The 22051-nt window shown below is 65.2% G+C and carries 18 protein-coding genes and 1 pseudogene; 8 read left to right on the forward strand and 11 right to left on the reverse strand.

What is annotated here, in order from left to right:
- Positions 1–22: 22 nt before the first annotated feature.
- Positions 23–940, reverse strand: a pseudogene (locus M1D97_RS01790) (LacI family DNA-binding transcriptional regulator); the annotation flags it as partial.
- A 321-nt stretch (positions 941–1261) separates the two neighbouring features.
- Here M1D97_RS01790 and M1D97_RS01795 point away from each other — a divergent pair.
- Positions 1262–2515, forward strand: coding sequence for a nucleoside permease (locus tag M1D97_RS01795; protein WP_456269035.1), 1254 nt, complete (start codon positions 1262–1264; stop codon positions 2513–2515).
- Positions 2516–2523: 8 nt separating this feature from the next.
- Here M1D97_RS01795 and M1D97_RS01800 read toward each other — a convergent pair whose 3' ends face one another.
- Positions 2524–3447 (reverse strand): histone deacetylase family protein, encoded by a 924-nt coding sequence (locus M1D97_RS01800; protein ID WP_456269036.1) that lies wholly within the window; start codon positions 3445–3447, stop codon positions 2524–2526.
- 1 nt (position 3448) lies between these two features.
- The gene (locus M1D97_RS01805; RefSeq protein WP_456269037.1) at positions 3449–5443 is read right to left on the reverse strand and encodes a RecQ family ATP-dependent DNA helicase; all 1995 of its coding nucleotides are present in this window, start codon (positions 5441–5443) and stop codon (positions 3449–3451) included.
- A gap of 194 nt (positions 5444–5637) precedes the next feature.
- On the opposite strand from M1D97_RS01805, the gene M1D97_RS01810 reads away from it, so the two are divergent.
- On the forward strand, positions 5638–6651 hold the full coding sequence (locus M1D97_RS01810; protein WP_456269038.1) for a 2-hydroxyacid dehydrogenase: 1014 nt from the start codon (positions 5638–5640) through the stop codon (positions 6649–6651).
- Here the strand turns inward: M1D97_RS01810 and M1D97_RS01815 are convergent.
- Both M1D97_RS01815 and M1D97_RS01820 read right to left on the reverse strand, forming a co-directional pair.
- A complete protein-coding gene (locus M1D97_RS01815; RefSeq protein ID WP_456269039.1) occupies positions 6648–7850 on the reverse strand; it encodes an MFS transporter in 1203 nt (400 codons plus the stop codon). The genes M1D97_RS01810 and M1D97_RS01815 overlap by 4 nt on opposite strands.
- A gap of 95 nt (positions 7851–7945) precedes the next feature.
- Positions 7946–8137, reverse strand: a complete 192-nt coding sequence (locus M1D97_RS01820) for a hypothetical protein (protein WP_456269040.1) — start codon at positions 8135–8137, stop codon at positions 7946–7948.
- A 195-nt stretch (positions 8138–8332) separates the two neighbouring features.
- Here M1D97_RS01820 and M1D97_RS01825 point away from each other — a divergent pair, with 195 nt between their 5' ends.
- Positions 8333–9010, forward strand: a complete 678-nt coding sequence (locus tag M1D97_RS01825) for a DUF2780 domain-containing protein (RefSeq protein ID WP_456269041.1) — start codon at positions 8333–8335, stop codon at positions 9008–9010.
- Between the two features lie 63 nt (positions 9011–9073).
- Here the strand turns inward: M1D97_RS01825 and M1D97_RS01830 are convergent, their stop codons facing one another.
- Entirely contained in the window at positions 9074–9808 is a 735-nt protein-coding gene (locus M1D97_RS01830) for a ParA family protein (protein ID WP_456269042.1), read from the reverse strand.
- Between the two features lie 178 nt (positions 9809–9986).
- Here M1D97_RS01830 and M1D97_RS01835 point away from each other — a divergent pair, with 178 nt between their 5' ends.
- Together M1D97_RS01835 and M1D97_RS01840 are read left to right on the forward strand one after the other, a co-directional pair.
- Positions 9987–10880, forward strand: a complete 894-nt coding sequence (locus tag M1D97_RS01835) for an alpha/beta fold hydrolase (protein ID WP_456269043.1) — start codon at positions 9987–9989, stop codon at positions 10878–10880.
- Positions 10881–11068: 188 nt separating this feature from the next.
- Entirely contained in the window at positions 11069–11470 is a 402-nt protein-coding gene (locus M1D97_RS01840; RefSeq protein WP_456269044.1) for a DUF488 domain-containing protein, read from the forward strand.
- Positions 11471–11544: 74 nt separating this feature from the next.
- Here M1D97_RS01840 and fnr read toward each other — a convergent pair whose 3' ends face one another.
- The 5 genes from fnr to M1D97_RS01865 form a co-directional block, all read right to left on the reverse strand.
- Positions 11545–12288, reverse strand: a complete 744-nt coding sequence (gene fnr / locus M1D97_RS01845) for a fumarate/nitrate reduction transcriptional regulator Fnr (protein ID WP_456269045.1) — start codon at positions 12286–12288, stop codon at positions 11545–11547.
- 114 nt (positions 12289–12402) lie between these two features.
- Positions 12403–13815: an oxygen-independent coproporphyrinogen III oxidase gene (gene hemN, locus M1D97_RS01850; protein WP_456270161.1), complete on the reverse strand. Its 1413-nt coding sequence runs from the start codon at positions 13813–13815 to the stop codon at positions 12403–12405.
- 105 nt (positions 13816–13920) lie between these two features.
- On the reverse strand, positions 13921–14349 hold the full coding sequence (locus M1D97_RS01855) for a carboxymuconolactone decarboxylase family protein (protein ID WP_456269046.1): 429 nt from the start codon (positions 14347–14349) through the stop codon (positions 13921–13923).
- Positions 14350–14521: 172 nt separating this feature from the next.
- The gene (locus tag M1D97_RS01860; RefSeq protein ID WP_456269047.1) at positions 14522–17128 is read right to left on the reverse strand and encodes a TRAP transporter permease; all 2607 of its coding nucleotides are present in this window, start codon (positions 17126–17128) and stop codon (positions 14522–14524) included.
- Between the two features lie 110 nt (positions 17129–17238).
- On the reverse strand, positions 17239–18225 hold the full coding sequence (locus M1D97_RS01865) for a TAXI family TRAP transporter solute-binding subunit (protein WP_456270162.1): 987 nt from the start codon (positions 18223–18225) through the stop codon (positions 17239–17241).
- Between the two features lie 258 nt (positions 18226–18483).
- Here M1D97_RS01865 and M1D97_RS01870 point away from each other — a divergent pair, with 258 nt between their 5' ends.
- The 3 genes from M1D97_RS01870 to M1D97_RS01880 are packed head-to-tail and all read left to right on the forward strand — an operon-like array spanning position 18484 to position 21874.
- The gene (locus M1D97_RS01870; RefSeq protein ID WP_456269048.1) at positions 18484–19737 is read left to right on the forward strand and encodes a pyridoxal-phosphate-dependent aminotransferase family protein; all 1254 of its coding nucleotides are present in this window, start codon (positions 18484–18486) and stop codon (positions 19735–19737) included.
- Entirely contained in the window at positions 19730–20959 is a 1230-nt protein-coding gene (locus tag M1D97_RS01875; RefSeq protein WP_456269049.1) for an allantoate amidohydrolase, read from the forward strand. Before M1D97_RS01870 ends, M1D97_RS01875 begins: the two co-directional genes overlap by 8 nt.
- A 48-nt stretch (positions 20960–21007) precedes the next feature.
- Positions 21008–21874: a MurR/RpiR family transcriptional regulator gene (locus M1D97_RS01880; RefSeq protein WP_456269050.1), complete on the forward strand. Its 867-nt coding sequence runs from the start codon at positions 21008–21010 to the stop codon at positions 21872–21874.
- Positions 21875–22051 lie beyond the last annotated feature (177 nt).

Genomic DNA, 22051 nt, shown 5'->3' on the forward strand with positions numbered 1-22051 from the left:
TGGCCGGCAGGGTCGGGTCGTTGAGATGCTCCAGCAGCAGTCGCGCCGCGTTCTCGCCGAGGCGCTGCATGGGCTGGGCCACCGTGGTCAGTCGCGGTCGCACCATGGCGGCAAAGGGCACATTGTCGAAGCCGATGATGGCGATATCGTCGGGTACCCGCAGGCCCGCGTCATGGACCGCCTGCATGGCACCCACGGCCAGCGGGTCGGATACCGCAAAGATGGCGTCACAGCGCGGCGTGACCGACAAAAGCCGTGTCGTCAGCCGGTAACCATCGTCGAAATCGGGCTCGAAGGCATCGAGCGGGCTGCCCGGGGGTGGCGACAGGCCGGCCTCGCTCAGCGCGTTCTGGTAGCCCCTGAGGCGTTCGCGGGCATACATGAAGCGTTCATCACCGCCGAGCATGGCGATGCGCCGGCGCCCGCGTCCGATCAGAAAGCGCACGGCATCGGCGGCGGCCCGGGCGTTGTCGATGCCCACCCAGGGAACGTTGCTGTCAGGGTCGAATTCGCAGCAGGCGACCCGGGGCAGGCTGTGGGTCTGCTCGCCGAGCAGGGACTGCACGCTGTCCGGGTCCAGACAGATGGCGCCATCAGCCATGCGGTTTTTCAGCAGATCCAGATAGGTGCGCTCGGCATCGGGGTCGGCGCCGGTATCGCACAGCAGCATGTGATAGCCCCGACGCCGCGCCTCGCCGTCAATGCCGCGCACGATGCCGGCGTAGAAGGGATTGCTGTAATCCGGCACCAGCACCAGGATCAGCCGGCTCTCGGCGGTGCGCAGGTTGCGTGCCAGCCGGTTGGCGCTGTAGCCAAGGGCAGCGATGGCCGCTTCCACCTTCTCCCGCGTGCTGGTCCTGACCGCGCCATTGTTGTTGATGACCCTGGATACCGTGGCGATCGATACGCCGGCTTCACGGGCCACTTCATTGATCGACATCGTGACAGTCCGAAGTAAACGTTTTCATGAAAAGGGGCGGCATCGCGCGCCTGCCGGTTCAGGCTGGCGAAGAGATGTCGACGCGCTTTCCGGCCGCTCCAGTGTGGATACTGGCCCATTGGCGTCGCCATGTCGAGATGATGCGCCGATCCTGGACCTTTTGCGGATATTCCCCGAAAACATTCTGGCGTACCGTGCCACCGAATAAATTGTAAACGTTTACATAAATCGGGCCTGTTGTTCAGGCAGGTTGTCGGGCCGGCAGCAGGGGCCGCAGCGGCCTGAAGCGATCAGCAGGCGGCAAGGGAAGGGGACCGTTTCATGACAATGCTTCGTTCACGACTCGGCATCATGATGTTTCTTCAGTTTTTCATCTGGGGCGGCTGGTTTGTCACGCTCGGCACCTTTCTCGGCCAGAACCTGAGTGCCTCGGGGGGCCAGATCGGCATGGCCTTCTCGACCCAGTCCTGGGGGGCCATCATTGCGCCCTTTATCATCGGGTTGATTGCCGATCGCTACTTCAACGCCGAGCGGCTGCTCGGGCTGTTGCATCTGGCCGGGGCGGGGCTGCTGCTGGCCCTCTATCTCAGCGACAGCTTTACGAGCTTCTATCCGCTGGTGCTTTTGTACATGGTCCTCTACATGCCGACGCTGGCGCTGGTCAATGCGGTCTCCTTCCGGCAGATGGCCGACCCCGCCAGCGAGTTTGCCCGTATTCGCGTCTGGGGCACCATCGGCTGGATCATTGCCGGTCTGGTCATCAGCTTCGTCTTCTCCTGGGATTCGGGCGCCGGCATCGAGGCGGGCATGCTGCGATACACCTTCCTGATGAGCGCCATCGCCTCACTGCTGCTGGGGCTCTACAGCTTCACCCTGCCGGCGACGCCGCCGCGCGCCGAGCGTGGGACACGGCTGAAGGATGTGCTGGGCGTGGATGCCCTGAAGCTGCTCAGGGATCGCCACTACGCCATCTTCTTCGTGGCCTCGGTGCTGATCTGCATTCCGCTGGCCTTTTACTATCAAAACGCCAATCCGTTTCTGGCCGATATCGGCATGACCAATCCCACCGGCAAGATGACGCTGGGGCAGCTGTCGGAAGTGCTGTTCATGCTGCTGCTGCCCCTGTTCATCAAGCGCTTCGGCATCAAGGTGACCCTGCTGGTGGGCATGCTGGCGTGGAGTCTGCGCTACCTGCTGTTTGCCTTCGGCGATGCCGACGGGGTCGCCTTCATGCTGCTGGTGGGGATCGCCCTGCACGGCGTCTGCTACGACTTCTTCTTTGTCTCGGGACAGATCTACACCGATGCCCGGGCGGGAGAGCATTTCAAGAGTTCCGCCCAGGGCATGATCACCCTGGCCACCTACGGCGTGGGCATGCTGATCGGCTTTCAGGTGGCCGGCTGGATCACGGACTACTTTGCAACGGCGGGCGCGACGGACTGGCAGGCCATCTGGCTGTTCCCGGCCATCTTCGCTCTGGCCGTACTGGTGCTGTTCGCGCTGCTGTTCCGCGATCGTCAGACGTCGCACACCGACGACGGACACGCCACCACCACGGCTGCCGGCGCCGACTGACAGCCACATCAGGCGTCGTGCGGGCGCCCGGGCGTCCGCGCGGCCAGAAACAGCTGCGCATGCCGTTCGGCGAGTGCCGCAAGATTGCGGTCATAGCCGCCGCCGATCACCGCCGCGACCGGGATATCGCGCCGGCGACACTGCGTCAGCACGAACCGGTCGCGCCGGTAAATGCCGTCAAGACTCAGCTCGAAATGGCCCAGCCGGTCGCCGGCGTGCACGTCGGCGCCGGCGTCATACAGCACCAGTTCGGGGGCCAGACGATCCAGCAGCGCGGGAATCTCCCGTTTTAAAACGGCCTGGTAGGCGGCGTCATCGGTACCGCGGGGCAGGGCGATGTCCCGGTTGCTGGTGCGCTTGGTAAAGGGGAAGTTGTCCGCCCCGTGAATCGAGCAGGTGAACACCCGCGCGTCGTTTTGAAAGGCGAAGGCGGTGCCATCGCCCTGGTGGACGTCACAGTCGATGATCAGGATGTTTTTGACACCGTGTACGGCCATGGCCTCATGGGCCGCGACGACCAGATCGTTGAGCAGGCAGTAGCCGCTGGCGGCGTTCGGGTAGGCGTGGTGGGTGCCGCCGGCGGTGTTGCAGGCCAGCCCCGTCTCGAGCGCGGCGCGCAGCGTGGCCAGCGTGCCGCCCACCTCCAGCAGGGTGCGCTCGACCAGCGGTGGCGACCAGGGAAAGCCACTGCGCTTTCGGGCCTTCGGGTCGCTGTCGCCGAGATAAAAGGTCTGCAGGTACGCGTCCGTGTGGGCCCGCAGCAGCTGGGTGCTGCTCGCCGGCGTCGGCGTTATCCAGTCGATCAGTGGGTCGTCATCGAAACCCAGCGTCGAGAGATGCCGGCGCAGGGCGCGGAATTTCGCCATCGGGAAGGGGTGTCGTTCCGGCCACTCGAACGTATAGCCCGGGTGATGAATCAGCGGCAGACGCATCTCAACCCTCGGTGCCCAGCTGCTGCGCGACCCACTGATACACCTGCGGGTAAGGGTAGGCCTCCAGCGCCGCATAGCCCTCGAGCTGGCGCGCCTTGAGCGGCGTGAAGACCGGCATCGCCAGGCCACAGAGAAAATGCGCCACGCGGGTCGGCGTGATCGATCGGTCAAGGCGCTCCCGATGGCGAGCGATCAGGGGCCCGGCCAGCGTCTCGAACGCCGAGGCGTCGGGCAGGGCCGGCGTCCCGGGCGCCGGCAGGCGGGCAATATGGCCGTCGCACACCGAGCAGTGGCCGCACGGCTCGGGCGCACCGGTATCGCCGAAGTGCAGCGCCAGCCGCCTCGACAGGCAGGTCGACGACTCGAACAGCGACAGCATCGCCTCCAGACGGGCCAGGTCGCTCTGCTCGTGATCGCAAAACTGCGCGTGCAGGTCGTGAGCCAGGGCGGGCGGATCGATGTCAGGGGTACAGACCTCGAAGACATCCGTCATGCGCTTGCCCTCCAGCACCACCCAGCCCTGATCCTGAAAGTATTCCAGCGCCGTGATGACGCGGGCACGGCTGGCATCAATACCGGCGGCAAGCCCCGCCTGATGGATGCGCTCGAAATCCACCGTGCCCCAGGTGCGGGCGATGGGAATGTTGTCGATCACCAGCCGGACGAACCCGGCCCGCTCGCCCTCGAAGCGCCGGGCCAGCTCGTTGGCGGGCTGCACGTAGCGCAGGCGATATTCGGCCAGATAGGTGTAGCGCGGGGCGATCACGCCCTGCATCTCGAGACGTACCAGCAACGTCTTGAGCGGCAGCGTACGAATGTTGCTCTCGTTGGAGAGCGTGGTCATCACCACCGGCCACTGCCGGTCCGGCGTCTGCCCGGCGGCGTGAATCTCTTCCAGCACCCGTTCGATGCCCTCGCGCTCCGGGGTATCGCCGCGGGTGAAGTTTTCCAGCACGCCCAGCCCGTCGCGGCCGGCCAGCATCAGGCAGGTGGAGGGCGCGCCGTCACGACCGGCGCGGCCGATCTCCTGGCTGTAGTTCTCGATCGATTTGGGCAGGTCGAAGTGGACGACGTTGCGGATATTGCGCTTGTCGATGCCCATGCCGAAGGCAATGGTGGCGACAATCACCGGTACCTCGCCGCGCATGAACTGCTGCTGGAGCTCGTCGCGCACCTCGGCGGCCAGCCCGGCGTGATAGGCGCGCGCCGACATGCCCCGCTCGCGAAGCGCCCGGGCCAGCGTTTCGGCCGTCTGCTGCAGGGTGACATAGACGATGGTAGGCGCTTCCTCGCCCTGCACCTGCTGCGGCGCCAGCCACTCGGTCAGCGCCTCGGTGCGCTGCTTTTTGGGCACCGGGCGGATCTGCAGGTTCAGGTTGGGGCGATAGAAGCCGGTGGTAATCACATCATTGTCGTCGATGGCAAAGCCGCGCTGCATGTCCTGGATAACGTCGGGCGTGGCCGTAGCGGTCAGCAGCAGTGCCTGAGGAATGTTGAAGGCGCGCTGATAGTCGGGCAGGCGCAAATAGTCCGGGCGGAAATTGTGGCCCCACTCGGAGATGCAGTGGGCCTCGTCGATCACCATCAGCGAGATCGCCACCTGCTCGAGGAAGCGGCGAAAGCGCTCGTTGCGCAGCCGCTCCACCGACACCATCAGAATATTGAGTTCCCCCCGGCGGGCGCGGGTCATGACCTCGCGCACGGCGTCGCGGTCCATGGTCGAGTCGATGCTGGCGGCGGCAATGCCGCGGGACTGCAGAAAGGCGAGCTGATCCTGCATCAGCGCCAGCAGCGGCGAGATCACCAGCGTCAGATGCGGCAAATGCAGCGCCGGGAGCTGATAGCACAGCGACTTGCCGGCGCCGGTGGCAAAGATGGCGGCGGTGGAACGCCCGGCCAGCACCCGCTCGATCACCGGGGCCTGGCCGCCGCGAAAGTCGTCCAGGCCAAAGACCGTGGTCAGGCTGTGGTGGGCGGCGGTCATGTCAGCACTCATGCAGGGCTCCGGTCATCGCGGGAAGGGAGCGACAGCCTAACGCCCGGGGCCGGCGCTGTCAGGAACCGTGTGCCCCGTGCCCGGAAGACAGCGCCCGATCACCGCCATTTGCCCTGCATCAAGACCGCAATGATCCCCGCTGCTAGAGTGCATGGCATGTCATTTGTCCGCGCCGCCGTGTCATGGAGTCCGTCATGAAGATCACCCTCTTTAGTGCCCAGCCCTACGACGAACGCTTCTTTGAGGACGTTCGACGCGAGGGGTTTGCCGGGGCGCCGTTCGAGCTGATCCATCAGCAGGCAACGCTGACCCACCAGACCACGGCACTGGCCGAGGGCAGCGACGCGGTATGTGTGTTCGTCAACGACGTGCTGGATGCAGGCGTGCTCGAGACGCTGGCCGCCATGGGCGTCAAGGCGGTCGTGCTGCGCTGTGCCGGGTTCAACAATATCGATCTGACCGCCGCCGAGCGGCTGGGCCTGTTCGTGGCGCGGGTACCGGCCTACTCCCCCGAGGCGGTGGCCGAGCACGCCCTGGCGCTGGCCATGACGCTCAACCGCCACACTCATCGCGCCTTCAACCGGGTGCGGGAGGGCAACTTCACCCTCGACGGCCTGCTGGGCATGACGATGCAGGGCAGGACCGTCGGCATCGTCGGTACCGGCCGCATCGGCCTGGCCACGGCGCGTATCTTCAAGGGGCTGGGGTGTCGGGTGCTGGGCAGCGACCCGTTTCCGGCGCCGGCCTTTGCCGAAGTCGGGGAGCTGGTGGCTATCGACACGCTGCTGGCGCAATCCGACATCGTATCGCTGCACTGTCCGCTGCTGGAGGCCACGCACCATCTGATCAACGAGACGTCACTTGCGCGCATGAAGCCCGGTGCCATGCTGATCAATACCTCCCGCGGGGGGCTGATCGATACCCGTGCGGTGATCGAGGCGCTCAAGTCACGCCGGCTCGGGGCGCTGGGCATTGATGTCTACGAGCAGGAGAGCGGGCTGTTCTTTCGCGACCGCTCCTCCGACATCATCGACGACGATGTCTTCTCGCGGCTGATGACCTTTCCCAACGTACTGGTGACCGGTCATCAGGGCTTTTTCACGGTTGAAGCCCTGCGCGAGATCGCTCAGGTCACCCTTGATAATCTGCTCTGTTTCCAGCGCGGTACGGCCTGTGACAACGCCCTGACAGACATCGCCAGGGATTAATCCCTACGGCGCTGGCGCCGGATCAAAAGCGTCATGGCCGTCAGCGCCAGCGCCGCCACGATAACGGAGAAGGCGATGCCGGCGGCCGTCAAACCGGTCATGGCGGCCGTCACGCCCAGCCCCACCACGGGCAGCGAGATGGCGACATAGATCACCACGAAGTAGGTCGAGGTGACCTCGCTTTTTTGATCCTTTGGCGAGGCGCCTACCACCTCGCCCAGCCCGGCACGCAGGGTCAGCCCCTGACCGGCGCCCGAGATGGCCGCCCCGGCGATCATCAGCCCCAGCGAAGCCAGCCCGATGGCGCTGCCCACTACCAGCACGCCGATCGCCAGAATCAGGCAGCCGCTGATCAGCCGCTGGCGCTCGGGAATAAAGCGCATGCCGGCCTGACCCAGCGCCGAGGCGATAAAGAGCGTGATCACCACCACGCCAATCATGGCGAGGTTGTCGATCCCGAGAATCTCCTGAACAAAGGAGGGCACGGCGGCGGTGAAAAGCCCCAGCACGGCGGTGCCGGCAAAGCCCGCGATACCCGCCGGTATGAACACGCCGCGCACCTCATCGGGCACACCGAGGCGCTGGATGCGAAGCCGCACGCGCTCGGGGCGTTCGACCGTCTCCGGTGCCCACCACACCCCGATCATGGCCAGTACGCACAGCGCGATATGCAGGGCGTAGGGTAAATGCAGCGGCCAGACGGCATACTGCGCCAGCACGCCCGCCACCAGTGGCCCCAGCCCCAGTCCCATGACGTTGGTGGCCGTGGCGGTCAGCGTAGCCCCTTTCTGCCACTCGGAAGGCGCCTGCTCGATGACGGCGACCGTCGCCGTGCCGGTAAAGATGCCCGCCGACAGCCCCGACAGCAGCCGGCCGATCAACAGCGGCATCAGTTCGGGACTGGAAAGAAAGACCCCGTTGCTGATGATCGCCAGCGCCAGCCCTGCGATCAGAAGGCGTCGTCGGCCCAGTTGATCCGACCAGCTGCCAAAGCCGATCAGGGCGGCGATCACGCCCACGGCGTAGGCGGCAAAGATCACCGTGATGATGATCTGGGAATAGTCCATCCGTTGCTGATAGATCGGGTAGAGCGGCGTGGGCAGGGTGGTGCCCAGCATGGCCATCAAAAAGGCGAAGGTAACCAGCAAAAACGAAGCGCGTCCCGGCGTGCGCGATGCCGAGGTGGTAGAACTGAACATGACGGGGCTCCCTGTTGTGCCGCAAGCCTGGTACAGATTGCGTCGGGCGTCGCCGTCAGGCTGAAATAAAAAACGGCGCCCGAAGGCGCCGTGGATCAGCAGTTGCCCTTTTTGGCCTGGCCGGGCGGGCAGAAATCGCCGTTGCCATGACCGTGGCCGTTACCGTGATGACCATCATCGATGATCACCGCCGGCTCCGGATGGATACGGGCCGGCTGATAGCTGCAGGCTGCCAGCACCAGGGCCATCAGGATGGCCACACAGAGCATGCGAAAGACAGATGTCATGTCGGTAATATCCTCGTGATGATGAGGGCCATGATATCTGCGTCAATCCGTTTTAAAAGTGCGAGCAGTCGGGTCGTGACCCGCTATTTCCGACAGTACCGACCGAACCTCGGCGCTGTGCGCCTGTCCAACCGCCCCGGAGTGATCATTTTCGGGCGCGTCGGCCCCCGGCGCGTCCACGGCAGGAGAGCAGCGTTGAAAAGAACAATCGCGGTACTGGCAAGTGTGGGCATGGTGAGCCTGTCGACCTCGGTCATGGCGTTCAATCTGGGAGACGTTAATCGGGCCATGGAGGCGATGGACAGCCAGAACGGCCAGGGGCAGCAGGCGCACATGCCCGCGCAGCAGGGCCAACAGGGCCAGCACGACCGCTCGGGGCTCTCTTCGCAGCTGGGGCAGCTGCTGGGTCAGGACAGTGCGCCGCGCCAGCAGCAGGCGGCCGCGGTGGGCACGACCGGTGATAACCTGGGGCAGGCCTCGCAGCTGATCGGCCAGCTGACCGACCAGCTCGGGGTCAGCCAGACCCAGGCGATCGGCGGGTCGGCGGCGCTGCTGGCGGCGGCAAAGAGTCAGCTGGGCGATGATCAGTTCAACCAGCTCTCCAACCAGGCGCCGGGCGTGGATGGTCTGCTCTCCAGCGCTCAGGCAATGTCCGGCAGCCAGTCAATGCTGTCGAAACTCACCGGCATGGGCGGCAGCGGCCAGAGCGGCAATACGTCGTCGCTGACCTCGAGCGCCTTCAGCATGCTGGGCATGGATGCCGGCATGGTCAGCCGGTTCGCCCCGGTCATGCTCAGCTATCTGGGCGGTCAGGGAGTATCCGGCAATCTTTTGAGCTCGCTGGGCAGCATCTGGAGCGTGCCCGGTCGCTGAAGAAACGCTCGCCAGTGCCGGCCTGTCGCGCCGGCGCTGTGATGCCGCCGACAGCCTTCCCCGCTACAGGCGCTTCGAGATCTCCTCCCACAGGTTGCGATAGGCGATGGCGGCGGCCGTGCGCGGCGCAAACTGCACCAGCGGCGCCTGATGGGTGCCCATCTGCTCGACCGCACTGGCGTAGGGAATGTTGGCCGACAGGTGCGTCGACCACTGCTCCCGAAAGCCGGCCATGCTCTCCTGATGCAGCTTGCGACGGCGATCCACCAGGGTGAGAAAGGGCCACAGCGGCGTGGTGATGTTCTCGCCGTCCAGATACTGCTGCAGCTGGGTCAGGGTTCTCATCGACAGCGTCGTGGGCACCACCGGGACCAGCAGAGCGTCCACGCTGGAAAAGATCTGCTCCGACAGCGTGGTCAGCCCGGGCGGGCAGTCCAGAATAATCAGGTCATAGTCATCGCTGACCGGCTTGAGCACCTTGCGCAGGCGGCTGCCCTTGCGCCCTTCCAGCAGCAGGTCCATCTCGCGGGATTCCAGACCGGCCGGCAGCAGATCCAGATGCGCCATGTCGGTCTCCCGAATAGTCTTGTCCAGCGTTGCCTTGCCCTTGACCAGCTTCTCGACGCCGCCGCCGCGGATTTTGGGCTTGTTGCGCAGATAGAAGGTGGTGGCCGCCTGCGGGTCCAGATCCCAGATCAGCACCCGTTGACCGGTCAGGCTGGCCTGGGCGGCCAGGTTGATGGCCGAGGCCGTCTTGCCCACGCCTCCCTTGATACTGTAAAGCGCCAGCATCTGCATATCAGCGTTCCTGTTGATGGCTCACGGATTGGGTCATGGATCATGGCGCTCCAGTTTGTGTCGGGGCGATGACACTTTGATGACATTCCGGCCGCCGCCATGTCGGCATCGGTGTCGATGATCCTGTGTCATGATGGACCACAGTGGCGCAACGTGTTCAGGTAATGGAGGCAGTGACATGGATACTGAGGTGACAGAGGAGACGCTCCACTGGACGTGGGGCGGCATGACCATCGAAGTGGGCATCACCCGGCGTGGCCAGGGGCCGGAGGTGCTGCTGCTGCCGGCGCTGTCGAGCATCTCGACGCGTCACGAGATGGATGCGCTGCAGGCGGGACTGGCCGAGCGCTTTACCACGGTGTCGGTGGACTGGCCGGGGTTCGGCGACCGCCCGCGGCCTTTCATGGAGGCCGAGCCGCGCATGCTCACCGCCTTCATCGACTACCTGCTCGATGAGGTTGTCTTTCTGCCCGAGATGATCATTGCCGCCGGCCACGGGGCGGGCATGGTCATTCGCCATCTGGAGCAGAACCCCGATGCCGCCGACCGACTGGTGCTGATCGCCCCCACCTGGCGCGGGCCGCTGCCGACCATGGCCGGCGAGCATCGGCCGTGGTTCGGCCATCTGCGTGCCTGGTTCGATCGCCCGGTCATCGGCGCCGGGATCTATCGGCTCAACGTCAGCAACTGGTTTCTGCGACGCATGGCCGGGGAGCACGTCTATGAAACGCCCGACTGGCTGTCGGGAGAGCGTCTGGCCGCCAAGCGCCGGGTCGCTCGCACGCCCGGCGCCCGCCACGGCGCGATCCGGTTCGTGACCGGCGGCGTCGACCCCTTCAATAGCCGCGAGGCGTGCGTGGCCGCGCTCAAGGGCGCCAGTGCTCGCACGCTGTTGCTCATGAGCGAGCACATGCCGCCGCGCTCGCGTGCCGAGATGCGTGCGATGGGCGCGCTACCCCGGGTCACGATGATGTCGCTGCCCCATGGGCGGCTGTCGGTGCACGAGGAGTATCCCGATGACGTGCTCGCGGCCATTCTGGCATGGCATGACGACCCTTCAGGGCACGAGTAACGCCATGCACCGCGTCGGCCCGGCTGTCATCCGCGTGGCCGCCGGGCATGACGCTGCGTGATCGCAGGCGACTGTGCCGAGCCGCCCCTGATACGTGAAACGACCTGGCACCCGGTGTATTCTTGCCGGGCTGACACCTCAAAAGAAGAAGGGCATTCAGCGCCGGGAACATGAAGGCAGGGGGTAATATGCTTATTGGTGATGTTCGCCTCAAACGCGTCTATCAGCACTCGGCCCGGGAAGACGGGGCACGCTGGCTGGTGGATCAGGTATGGCCGCGCGGCAAGCGTGAGGAAGAGCTGTCGGTCGAGCGATGGTATCGCGCCGTGGCGCCGTCCCGCCGTCTGCGTCATGCATGGGAAAGCGGGCGAATCGATCGCGAAACCTTTGAGCGCCGCTATCGTCTGGAGCTCAACCCGGGCGATCTCGAGCCGCTGCTGGCGCAGGCACGTCAGCGCCGGCTGACGCTGGTCAGTGCCGTGCGCGACCTGGAAGGCTCGCATCTGCCCATCCTGCGCGAGGTGATTCTGGAAATGCTGCGGGAAGAGCAGGTCGACAGTGCGCCCGCGGCGGTCGCCGAGGCCCGCTGACCTCGGCGACAGGTCAAATCAAAAACGCCCCGATCCTGTCGGGGCGTTTTTGCTGGCAGCCTGCGATCAAACGATCAGGCGTGCTGGCGCTCGCCGCAGCAGGGCGCGACGATGCCGGCGCGCTCGCCCAGCGCGGCCATGTCCAGAATCTCGACGTGGCGCCCCTGGATATTGAGCAGCCCCTGCTGCTGGAACCGGCCCAGCACGCGGCTGATGGTCTCGATCGCCAGCCCCAGATAGGTACCGATATCGCTGCGCGACATCGGCAGGCGAAAGCGCACCGCGTTGTGGCCGCAGCGGTCAAGGCGCACCGAGAGGTTGCGAAAGAAGCTCGCCAGGCGCTCATCGGCGGTCTTGCTGGAGAGAAGGCGCATCAGGCGGCGGTCATCGACGATTTCGCGGCTCATGCAGCGATAGAGCTGATGGCGCAGCTCCGGCAGCTGCTCCGAGAGGCTTTCCAGCCGCTTGAAGGGAATTTCACACACCGTCGTGCGCTCGAGGGCGGTGAGAAAGCCCGGATGGGTATCGCTGTCGATGCTGTCCAGGCCGACCAGCTCGCCGGGCAGGTAGAAGCTGGTGATCTGCTCCTCGCCGTCGGCCTCGATGATGGTCTGCTTGAGGCTGCCGCTGCGCACCGCATAGACGTTTTCAAACGTCTCGCCCTGCATGTAAAGGGTCTCGCCGCGGGTCAGCGGGGAGCGTCGGCGCACGATCGTGTCGAACTGCTCAACATCATCAAGTGACAGGGACAGCGGCAGACACAGCGAACTCAAAGAGCAGGTCTGGCAGCGCGTCCGGTGAAGATGAGAGGTGTTCATTGGCCTGACAGGCTCCTGTGCATGGTGTGAGGTGGCAGGCTCCCGAAAGGGGCCGTGGCCGCCTGTTGCCGGCGCCGGGACCCTGCCCGGCCGGTCCCTGCCCTGAACGTACGCCTAGAGAATCCGCGAGAACCGCTGGCGGCATTCGGCCGGCAGATGCGCATCAAAGGTCATGGCCAGCTGACGGATCAGCAGTCGTCCCATGGGCGTCACCATCAGCGCATGCTTATCATATTCGATGAGGCCGTCTCGTCGAAAGGTGGCAAGCCTTTCGAATACGTCGGCAAAATAGTATGACGTATCGATGCCGAAGGCGGTTTCGATGGCATCGAAATCCAGCCGCATATCGCACATCAGGCGATGAATCACGTAGCGGCGCAGGCGATCATCACCGCTTAGACGTACGCCGCGACAGGTGGCCGGCCGGCCGCGATCGATGGCGTTCTGCCAGCCCTCGAGCTGCGCCGTGTTCTGGGCATAGACGTCATCGACCTGGCTGATGGCCGACACTCCCAGCCCCACCAGATCACAGTGGGCGTGGGTGGTATAGCCCTGAAAGTTGCGCTGCAGTTCTCCCTCGCGCTGCGCCACGGCCAGGCTGTCATCGGGTCTGGCAAAGTGATCCATGCCGATATGCACATAGCCCGCCTGCGTCAGTTTCTCCACCGTCATGCACTGGATGGCCAGGCGGGTGGCCGTGTCCGGCAGATCGGCACGGTTGATGCGCCGCTGGGGCAGAAAACGCTCGGGCAGATGGGCATAGTTGAAAACGGACAGCCGGGCCGGCGCCATGTCGATCACCTGATCCAGGGTGTCGGCAAAGCTCGCCTCGCTCTGATGCGGCAGACCGTAGATCAGATCCAGGTTCAGCGAGCGAAAGCCCAGCCGGTGGGCCTCATCGATCAGGTTTTCACTCAGCTCGCGGGGCTGGACGCGGTTGATCGCCTTTTGCACCCGCGCGTCCAGATCCTGAACGCCCAGACTCAGCCGGTTGAAGCCCAGCGACTGCAGATGGCGCAGGGTATAGATGTTGGCCTCGCGGGGGTCGATCTCGATGGCAAAGTCGCGCTCCCGCGCGCCGGAGAGACTGAAATGCGCCCCCAGCTGATCCATCAGCCGGCTCATCTGGTCCAGATCGAGAAAGGTCGGCGTGCCGCCGCCCCAGTGCAGCTGCTCGACCACGCGGTCGCCGTCGAGATGCTCGGCCATCAGGGCCATCTCGCGGGTCAGTCGGTCCAGATAGGGTTCGGCCACGGCCGTACGGCGAGTGGCAATACGGTTGCAGCCGCAGTAAAAGCAGATGCGCCGGCAAAAGGGGATATGCACGTAGAGCGACAGCGCCCGTGCGGTGGCATTGCTGCGCGACAGCGCCTGGGTCAGCTGTTCAGGGCCAAAATGATCGGTAAAGGCCGTGGCGGGCGGGTAGGAGGTATAGCGTGGACCGGCACCGTCATGACGCTCGAGCAGAGCAGCGTCCGGAGAAAACGTGGCATCGAAACGATCGGGTCGGGGCGCGGGGGACAACATGGCGATGCTCGCAGCAGGCAGTGAGCCTGCCATGCTACGAGCATCGTCATGGTCGGGGTGTGACCCAGGTCAAATCATGGCCGCACGGGGCGCCGAGCTGCGGTATCAGCCGACGTGCGCGTCGTTGTCCATGTGACGGGCCACGCGCGACATGGTACTGGTCAGCTCGATGGTCAGCGTCAGATCCGCCAGCTCGCGCGGCGAGAAGGTGGAGATGGCCATCATGCGGGTGCTGGCGTCGACCGGGCGGAAATGGGTAAAGGATTCACACCAGGCAAGCGCGGCCCGTTCACGGGCGGTAAAGCGGTCGGAGTCGGCCCAGCGGGCGAGCTCGCGAAGCTTGTCGGCATCGATGCCCAGCGACTCGGCTTCGCTGACGCGCAGGTTCTCGCAGTTGTCGCAGCCGCCGTTGATCTGCGAGGTACGAAGCTCGGCCAGACAGCGAATGGAGGGATCGAGACTGCAGTGCCGTACCGTACGCGTGGTGTGGTAGATATCGGTCGCATCGATTCGCTTGGGTCGTTCACTGGACATGAGTGCACCTCGAAATGGTATGAATCTGGTCCTATTTAACGCTCCTGGCAGCAATTAATCCACAGCCTGCCTTTATAAAGTTGAGCGCGGTTTAACTTTTATCTTTTCAGGCAGAATGCTGCCGTCACAAAGGGTTGATGCCGCCCGACAATCTGCCCGGGCGGCGCGGCGCTCAGGACGCTGCCGATGCCGCCTGCGATCCGGTGTGATCCGTTCGACGCCGGCGCTGCAGGAAAACAATCAGCGCCAGTACCCCAAGGGCCGGTATCCACAGCCACTCCTTGGCAAAACGCTCGCGGGGCAGGGCCACCGAGGTGATCGTCTGGTCCATGTCAAAGCCCAGCTCGCTTGCCTGGCTGCCCCAGCTGACCATGTCCACCAGCGTATCGCCGTCCTCCTGGCGCAGCATCAGCCCCAGATTGTCCAGCCGCGCCTGGCCGCTGTCGCCCTCGACGGCGGGGACCTCGATGACAAGACGCATGGCGGCGCCATAATCGTCGAGCCCCTCGATGGCCACGCGCAGCGACTGCCCCTCACCCAGCTCGCCATAGGCCTGAGCCAGCTGGGCCGGCGGCATTTCCTCATAGGGCGGGACGATCATGTCCTGCCAGTAGCCCGGCCTGAACAGCGTAAAGGCGATCAGCAGCAGCAACACCGTTTCATACCAGCGGCTTCTGGTCACGAACCAGCCCTGGGTGGCGGCCGCGAAGATCAGCATGGCAAGGGTCGCTACCACAAAGATCACGATACCGTGCCAGAGATCGACATCGATGAGCAGCAGGTCGGTGTTGAAGATGAACAGAAACGGCAGGGCGGCGGTGCGCAGGCTGTACCAGAAGGCCTGAAAACCGGTGCGAATCGGATCGGCGCCCGAAATCGCCGCCGCGGCAAAGGAGGCCAGGCCCACCGGCGGGGTGACATCGGCCATGATGCCGAAATAGAACACGAACAGATGCACCGCGATCAACGGCACGATCAGCCCCTGCTGCTGACCCAGCTGGACGATCACCGGCGCCAGCAGCGCCGAGACCACGATGTAGTTGGCCGTGGTCGGCAACCCCATGCCCAGAATCAGGCTCAAAACGGCCGTAAGCAGCAGCATCAGCATCAGGCTGCCCATGGAAAGCTGCTCGACCAGATCGGCCAGTACCAGCCCGACACCGGTCTGTGACACCGCGCCCACGATGATCCCGGCGGTAGCGGTGGCGATACCGATGCCGACCATGTTGCGCGCGCCGTCGACCATGCCCATCCAGACGTCGTGCACGCCGGCTCTGGCGGCCTCGCCGAGCCGGCCACGGCCGCGAAACAGGGCATCGATCGGGCGCTGGGTGACCATGATCAGTATCATCATGACGGTGGCCCAGAACGCGGACAGCCCCGGCGACAGGCGCTCGACCATCAGACACCACACCAGCACCACCACCGGCAGCAGAAAGTGCAGCCCCACCATGACGGTAGGCCGGGTCCGTGGCAGCTCGCTGATGTCACTGTCGGGGTGATCGTGCTCAAGCTCGGGGTAGTTCGAGCCAAGTTTCAAAAGCGCCACATAGACCACGGCCAGCAGGGCCGCGACCACCCAGGGAGTGGCACTGCCGAGCAGCGGCTTGAGCCAGCCCAGTCCGTAATAGACGGCGAAGGCCAGCGCCATGATGCCGATCAGTCCGGTCAAAAAGCCGAGTATCTTCTGAACCCAGGGTTTTGGCGGATTGGCGCTTTTGAGGCCGCTCATGTCCGCCTTCATTGCTTCCAGATGAACGATATAGAGCAGGGCGATATAGGAGATCACTGCCGGCAGAAAGGCGTGCTTGATCACCTCGACATAGGGAATGCCGACATATTCGACCATCAAAAAGGCCGCCGCACCCATCACCGGTGGCATGATCTGACCGTTGACGGAGGAGCCGACTTCGACGGCGCCGGCCTTGGTCGGCGTGAAACCGACCTTTTTCATCATCGGAATCGTGAAGGTGCCGGTGGTGACCGTATTGGCAATCGAGGAGCCGGAAATCAATCCGGTCAGCCCCGAGGCCACCACGGCGGCCTTGGCCGGTCCGCCGCGATAGTGACCCAGCATCGAGAAGGCCACCTTGATGAAATAGTTTCCCGCGCCGGCCTTGTCGAGCAGGGCGCTAAAGAGCACGAACAGAAAGACGAAGCTGGTGGAGACGCCCAGTGCAATGCCGAAGACGCCCTGGGTGGTCAGCCACTGATGATTGATCAGCGCCTCGAAGCTCACGCCCCGGTGGGCCAGCATGCCCGGCATGTACGGCCCGGCCAGCGAATAGCCCAGAAAGACCAGTGCGACGATCATCAGCGGGGGACCGAGCGAGCGGCGCGTGCCCTCCAGCAGCAGCACCAGTCCCACAATGCCGACCACGACATCCTGGGTGATCGGGTTGCCGGGGCGGGTCGCCAGCTGATCGTAGAAAATATAGAGATACATGGCCGCGAATGCCGCGACCAGTGCCATGGCCCAGTCCGGCAGCGGCACCCGCTCCTTCGGTGAGCGCTTGAGCGCAGGGTAGGACAGAAACGCGAGTATCAGCGCGAACGCAAGGTGGATCGAGCGGGCCTCGGTGGCGCCGAAGACGCCAAACCCCAGCATGTAGGGCAGCGGTGAGGCGATCCAGAGCTGAAAGGCCGACCAGCAGAACGCCAGCAGCAGAATCAGCCTCGATGGCCAGCCCGAGAGCTGGCGGCCGCCGGTATCGGCGCTGGCCGCCAGCTGACGGGCGCGTTCGGCCGAATCGTCTGTGTGAGTATCGGACTGTGCCATGAGAGCTTTCCTTCCAGAACCCGGAGCGCGCATGGCGTTCATCGGGCAGCAACGCAATACCCCCGGCGAACCGGGGGCGTCATGACCTTACTGGAGCAGAGGTTGTCGGCTCAGTTGTCGGTGGACCAGCCCTTTTCCTGATAGTAGCGCTCGGCGCCTTCATGCAGCGGTGCAGAGAGCCCTTCGCTGATCATGGTCTGCTCGTCGAGGTTGGCAAAGGCCGGATGCAGCTTCTTGAACCGGTCAAAGTTGTCGAAGACGGCTTTGGTCGCGGCGTAGACCGTATCGGCATCGACTTTTGAGGAGCTGACCAGCGTTGCGCCCACACCAAAGACGGTCACATCGTCAGGGTTGCCCTTGTACATGCCGCCGGGCACGGTATAGAAGCTGTAATACGGGTTGTCTTCCACCAGCGTGTCGATGGCCGGGTCGTCCATCGGGATCAGTGTCACGTCGGTGGTAGTGGCCGCTTCCTGGATGGAGCCGTTGGGGTGGCCGGCCACGAACAAAAACGCATCGATATTGTTGTCGGCAAGGGCCGAGGCCTGTTCGGCGCTGTCGAGTTCGGAGGCGAGGGCGAAGTCGTCACGGCTCCAGCCCTTGGCCTGCATGATCATGTCCATGGTGGCGCGGTTGCCGGAGCCGGGGTTGCCGATGTTGACGCGCTTGCCCTTCAGGTCATCGAGCGTCTCGATGCCGGCATCGGCGCGGGCCACCAGGGTGGCCGGCTCACCGTGAATGGCAAAGACCGAGCGCAGGTCCTCGTGGGCGTCGCCCTCGAACTGGGCTTCGCCGTTGTAGGCGTTGTATTGAACGTCGGACTGGGCGACCCCCATGTCCAGGTCACCGTTGTCGATGCCGTTGACGTTGGCCACCGAGGCGCCGGTGGACGGCGCGTTGCAGCGATAGCCGCTGTCGCCCTGGTTGACGAAGCGGCAGATCGACTGGCCCACCACGTAGTAGACGCCGGTCTGGCCGCCGGTACCGATGGTCATGAACTGCTGCTGGCCGGCCTGGGCACTGGCGGTGGAGAGCGCCATCGCGCCCAGCGTCATCACGGTGGCCGACAGCATCGAAGCGAAGGTCTGGCGTTTGATCATGAGCAGGTTCCTTTTTATGGCTTGTTATCCCTTGTGACAGGCCGCGCCTGTCAGGTGAGGCTACGTTACTGCTGCAGCGACAGCACTGCAAAACGACCATCTTACTAGCTTAAGTTTAGTAAAAGTTTTCGGCGAGTGTGTTGGGTGAGAACCCGGGCATCAGGAGAATGATAAAAATCAATCACCGAGGGGTCGCGCTGCAACCACGGTTTCCTATAGCATCGTCATGAAACGATCGTAACGAGGTTGCCCGCCATGTCGCTTGAGTCCTTCAATCCGCCGACCCGCCTGCTGATGGGCCCGGGGCCGATCAACGCCGATCCGCGCGTGCTGCGCGCCATGTCCGCGCCGCTGATCGGCCAGTACGACCCGGCCATGACCGCCTGCATGAACGAGACCCAGGCGCTGTATCGCGACGTCTTTCGCACCACCAACGATGCCACGCTGCTGATCGATGGTACCTCGCGCGCCGGCATCGAGGCGGTACTGGTGTCGCTGATCGAGCCGGGCGATCGAGTGCTGGTCCCGGTGTTCGGCCGCTTTGGCCATCTGCTGCGCGAAATCGCCGAGCGTGCCGGCGCCGAGGTGCACATCATCGAGGTCGAGTGGGGCGAGGTCTTCACGCCCGAACAGGTCGAGACCGCCCTTCGCGACGTGCGCCCGAAGGTGCTCGCCATGGTGCAGGGCGATACCTCCACCACCATGTGTCAGCCGCTCGAGGCGATCGGCCGGATCTGCCGTGACCACGATGTGCTGTTCTATACCGATGCCACCGCATCATTGGCCGGCAATGCGCTGGACACCGACGCCTGGCAGCTCGATGCCGTCACCGCCGGTCTGCAGAAGTGCCTGGCCGGCCCCTCCGGCAGCGCGCCGACCACGCTGTCGCCGCGCGCCGTCGAGCGCATTCGCGCGCGCTCGCACGTCGAGGCCGGCCTGGCCGGTAACGGTCACGATGGCGGGCAGGGCAGCCGCATCCGGTCGAACTATTTCGATCTGTCGATGATTCTCGACTACTGGGGCGAGGCGCGTCTCAATCACCACACCGAAGCCACCAGCATGCTCTACGGCGCGCGGGAGTGCGCCCGGCTACTGGTCAACGAAGGCATGGATCAGGCCGTGGCGCGTCATGCCCTGCATGGCGGCGCGCTCACCGCGGGGCTGTCGGCGATGGGGCTTGCGCTGTTCGGCGATCAGGCCCATCGCATGAACAATGTGGTCGGCATCTACATTCCCGACGGCGTCGAGGGCGAGGTGCTGCGCCGCACCCTGCTGGAGGATTACGCCATCGAGATCGGCACCTCCTTCGGCCCGCTTCACGGGCGCATCTGGCGCATCGGCACCATGGGCTACAACGCCCGTCGCGATACCGTCATGACCACGCTGTCAGCCCTTGAAGAAGTGCTGCGTCAGGCCGGGGTCAGCATCACCGGCGGCAGCGGCGCCGGGGCGGCGCGCGAATACTATCAACAACACCTGCAGCAGCGCCCGGAGCGTGCCCATGTATAACGGTGATGCCATCGTGGCGGCCTGTGACCAGCTTGCCGCCATTTCGGCCGATGAAGGCCAGCTCACGCGCGCCTACCTGACGCCGGAGCACGCCCGCGCCAACGCGCAGCTGGCGCAGTGGATGACGGATGCCGGCATGCAGACCTGGCAGGACGCCGCCGGCAACCAGTGGGGGCGGCTGGAAGGCAGTAACCCGTCGCTGCCGGCGCTGGTGCTGGGCTCGCACAGTGACAGCGTCATCAACGCCGGACGCTTTGACGGCCCGCTGGGCGTTTTGCTGGCGATCGGCGTGGTGGCGCGCTTGAACGCCGCCGATCAGCGTCCGGTCCGGTCGGTGGACGTGGTCGCCTTTGCCGATGAAGAGGGCACCCGGTTCGGCACCGCGCTGCTGGGCAGCCGCGCCGTGGCCGGCACCTGGGACCCGGCCTGGTGGGAGATCACCGGTCGTGACGGTGTGACCCTGCGCCAGGCCTTTATCGATTTCGGCCTCGATCCCGAGCGCGTCGGTGAGGCCGCGCGCGCGCCGGAGACGGTCGCCGGCTATCTGGAAGCCCACATCGAGCAGGGGCCGGTGCTGGAGGCCGAGCGCCGCTCGCTGGGCGTGGTCAGTGCCATTGCCGGCGCCCGACGATTCAGCATCACCATCGGCGGCGAAGCGGGACATGCCGGTACCACGCCGCTGGAGTTGCGTCGCGACGCGCTCTCCGGGGCGGCCGAGGCGATCGTCGCCATCGAGACGCTGGCGCGCGCCGCCGACATTGTTGCCACGGTCGGCTCGCTGGAAACCTTCCCCGGGGCGGTCAACGTCATCCCCGGCGAGGTGCGCATGACGCTCGACATTCGCGCCGAGCGCGACGAGACCCGCGACCGCACCCTGGCAGCCATTCGCGAAACCTGTGATCGCATCGGCGAGACCCGGGGGCTGGCCTGGCACTGGCAGGAGACCCACTCGGCGCCGGCGGTGGCCTGCTCGCCGCGGCTCATCGAGGCGCTGTCCGGGGCGATCGAGACGGCCGTCGGCACCGACACCGGCCCGGTCCTGCAGCTGGCCAGCGGTGCCGGCCACGACGGCATGGCCATGGCCGCGATCTGCGATATCGGCATGCTGTTCGTGCGCTGCGATCGCGGCATCAGTCATCACCCGGACGAGTCGGTCCAGGCCCGCGACGTGGATGACGCGCTCAACGCCATGAGCGGCGCCGTCGCCGCGCTGGTGACCTGACACCGCCTCCCTGATGTGTGCCCCGGGCGATGTGTGGTCCGGGGCGTCATGTCGCCATCTTCCTTCGGAACCGCCATGGATCAGCACCTGGGTCAGCGACTGCGCCAACAGTTTGACCAGCTCACGCCCAACGAACAGAAGGTGGCCGGGTTCATCCTCGATCACTTCGATGACGTGGCCGTCTACAGCGCCGCTGAAATCGCCCGGCTCACCGGGGTCTCCAAGGCCACGGTCAGCCGGCTTTTTCGCCGCCTGGGCTTTGCCAGCTTCAGCGAGGTGCGCCAGCACGCCCGCGAGCTGCGCTACCACGGCGTGCCGCTGGTCACCGATGAAAGCGCGCTGGGCAGCGGGCTGGAGCGCTTCCAGCGCCACTTCGAGCGCGAGCGCGACAATCTCCACCAGATGCTGGCGGCCATCGACGCCGAAACCTTCGATGCGCTGATCGCCGCCCTCGACCGCGCCCCGGAGGTGCTGGTGATCGGCTATCGCAACGGCTATCCGCCCGCCCTGCATCTGCGCCAGCAGCTGATCCAGATCCGGCCGGACGTGCGGCTGGCGCCGCTGCCCGGACAGTCGCTGGGCGAGGAGCTGATCGGCGTGCGTCCGGGCACGCTGGCCATCGTGATGGGCTTTCGGCGCCGGGCGCACGGCTTTTCGAACCTGCTCGAGCAGCTCGGCGGCCGCGGTCTGGACACGCTGGTGATCGGCGACCCGACCCTGGCCGCCACCGGCGTGTCGCCCACCTGGCAGCTGGAGTGCCCGCTGGACAGTATCTCTGCCTTTGACAGCTACACCCCGGTGATGAGCCTGATCAATCTGCTCGCCAACGCCCTGCTGCACAAGCGACTCGGCGAGGGGCGCGCGCGCATCGAGGCCATCAGCGAGCTCTACTCGGACCTCGACGAACTCTCCTGATCGATTGCCCGGTGCCGACCGGGTCGCCTGGTTGCCTTCAATGAGGGCAAGCGGCGTGCCGCATGCACCCCATCTGTGCACCCCTTCAGGCATTCCGGCGTTGACAGGCGGTCGTCGCGTCGGCCCGAGGCCCGCGGCAGGCGGGGCCGTTCCGGCCTGGCACAAGGCTTGCAGACG

Source organism: Kushneria sp. AK178, assembly GCF_053903105.1.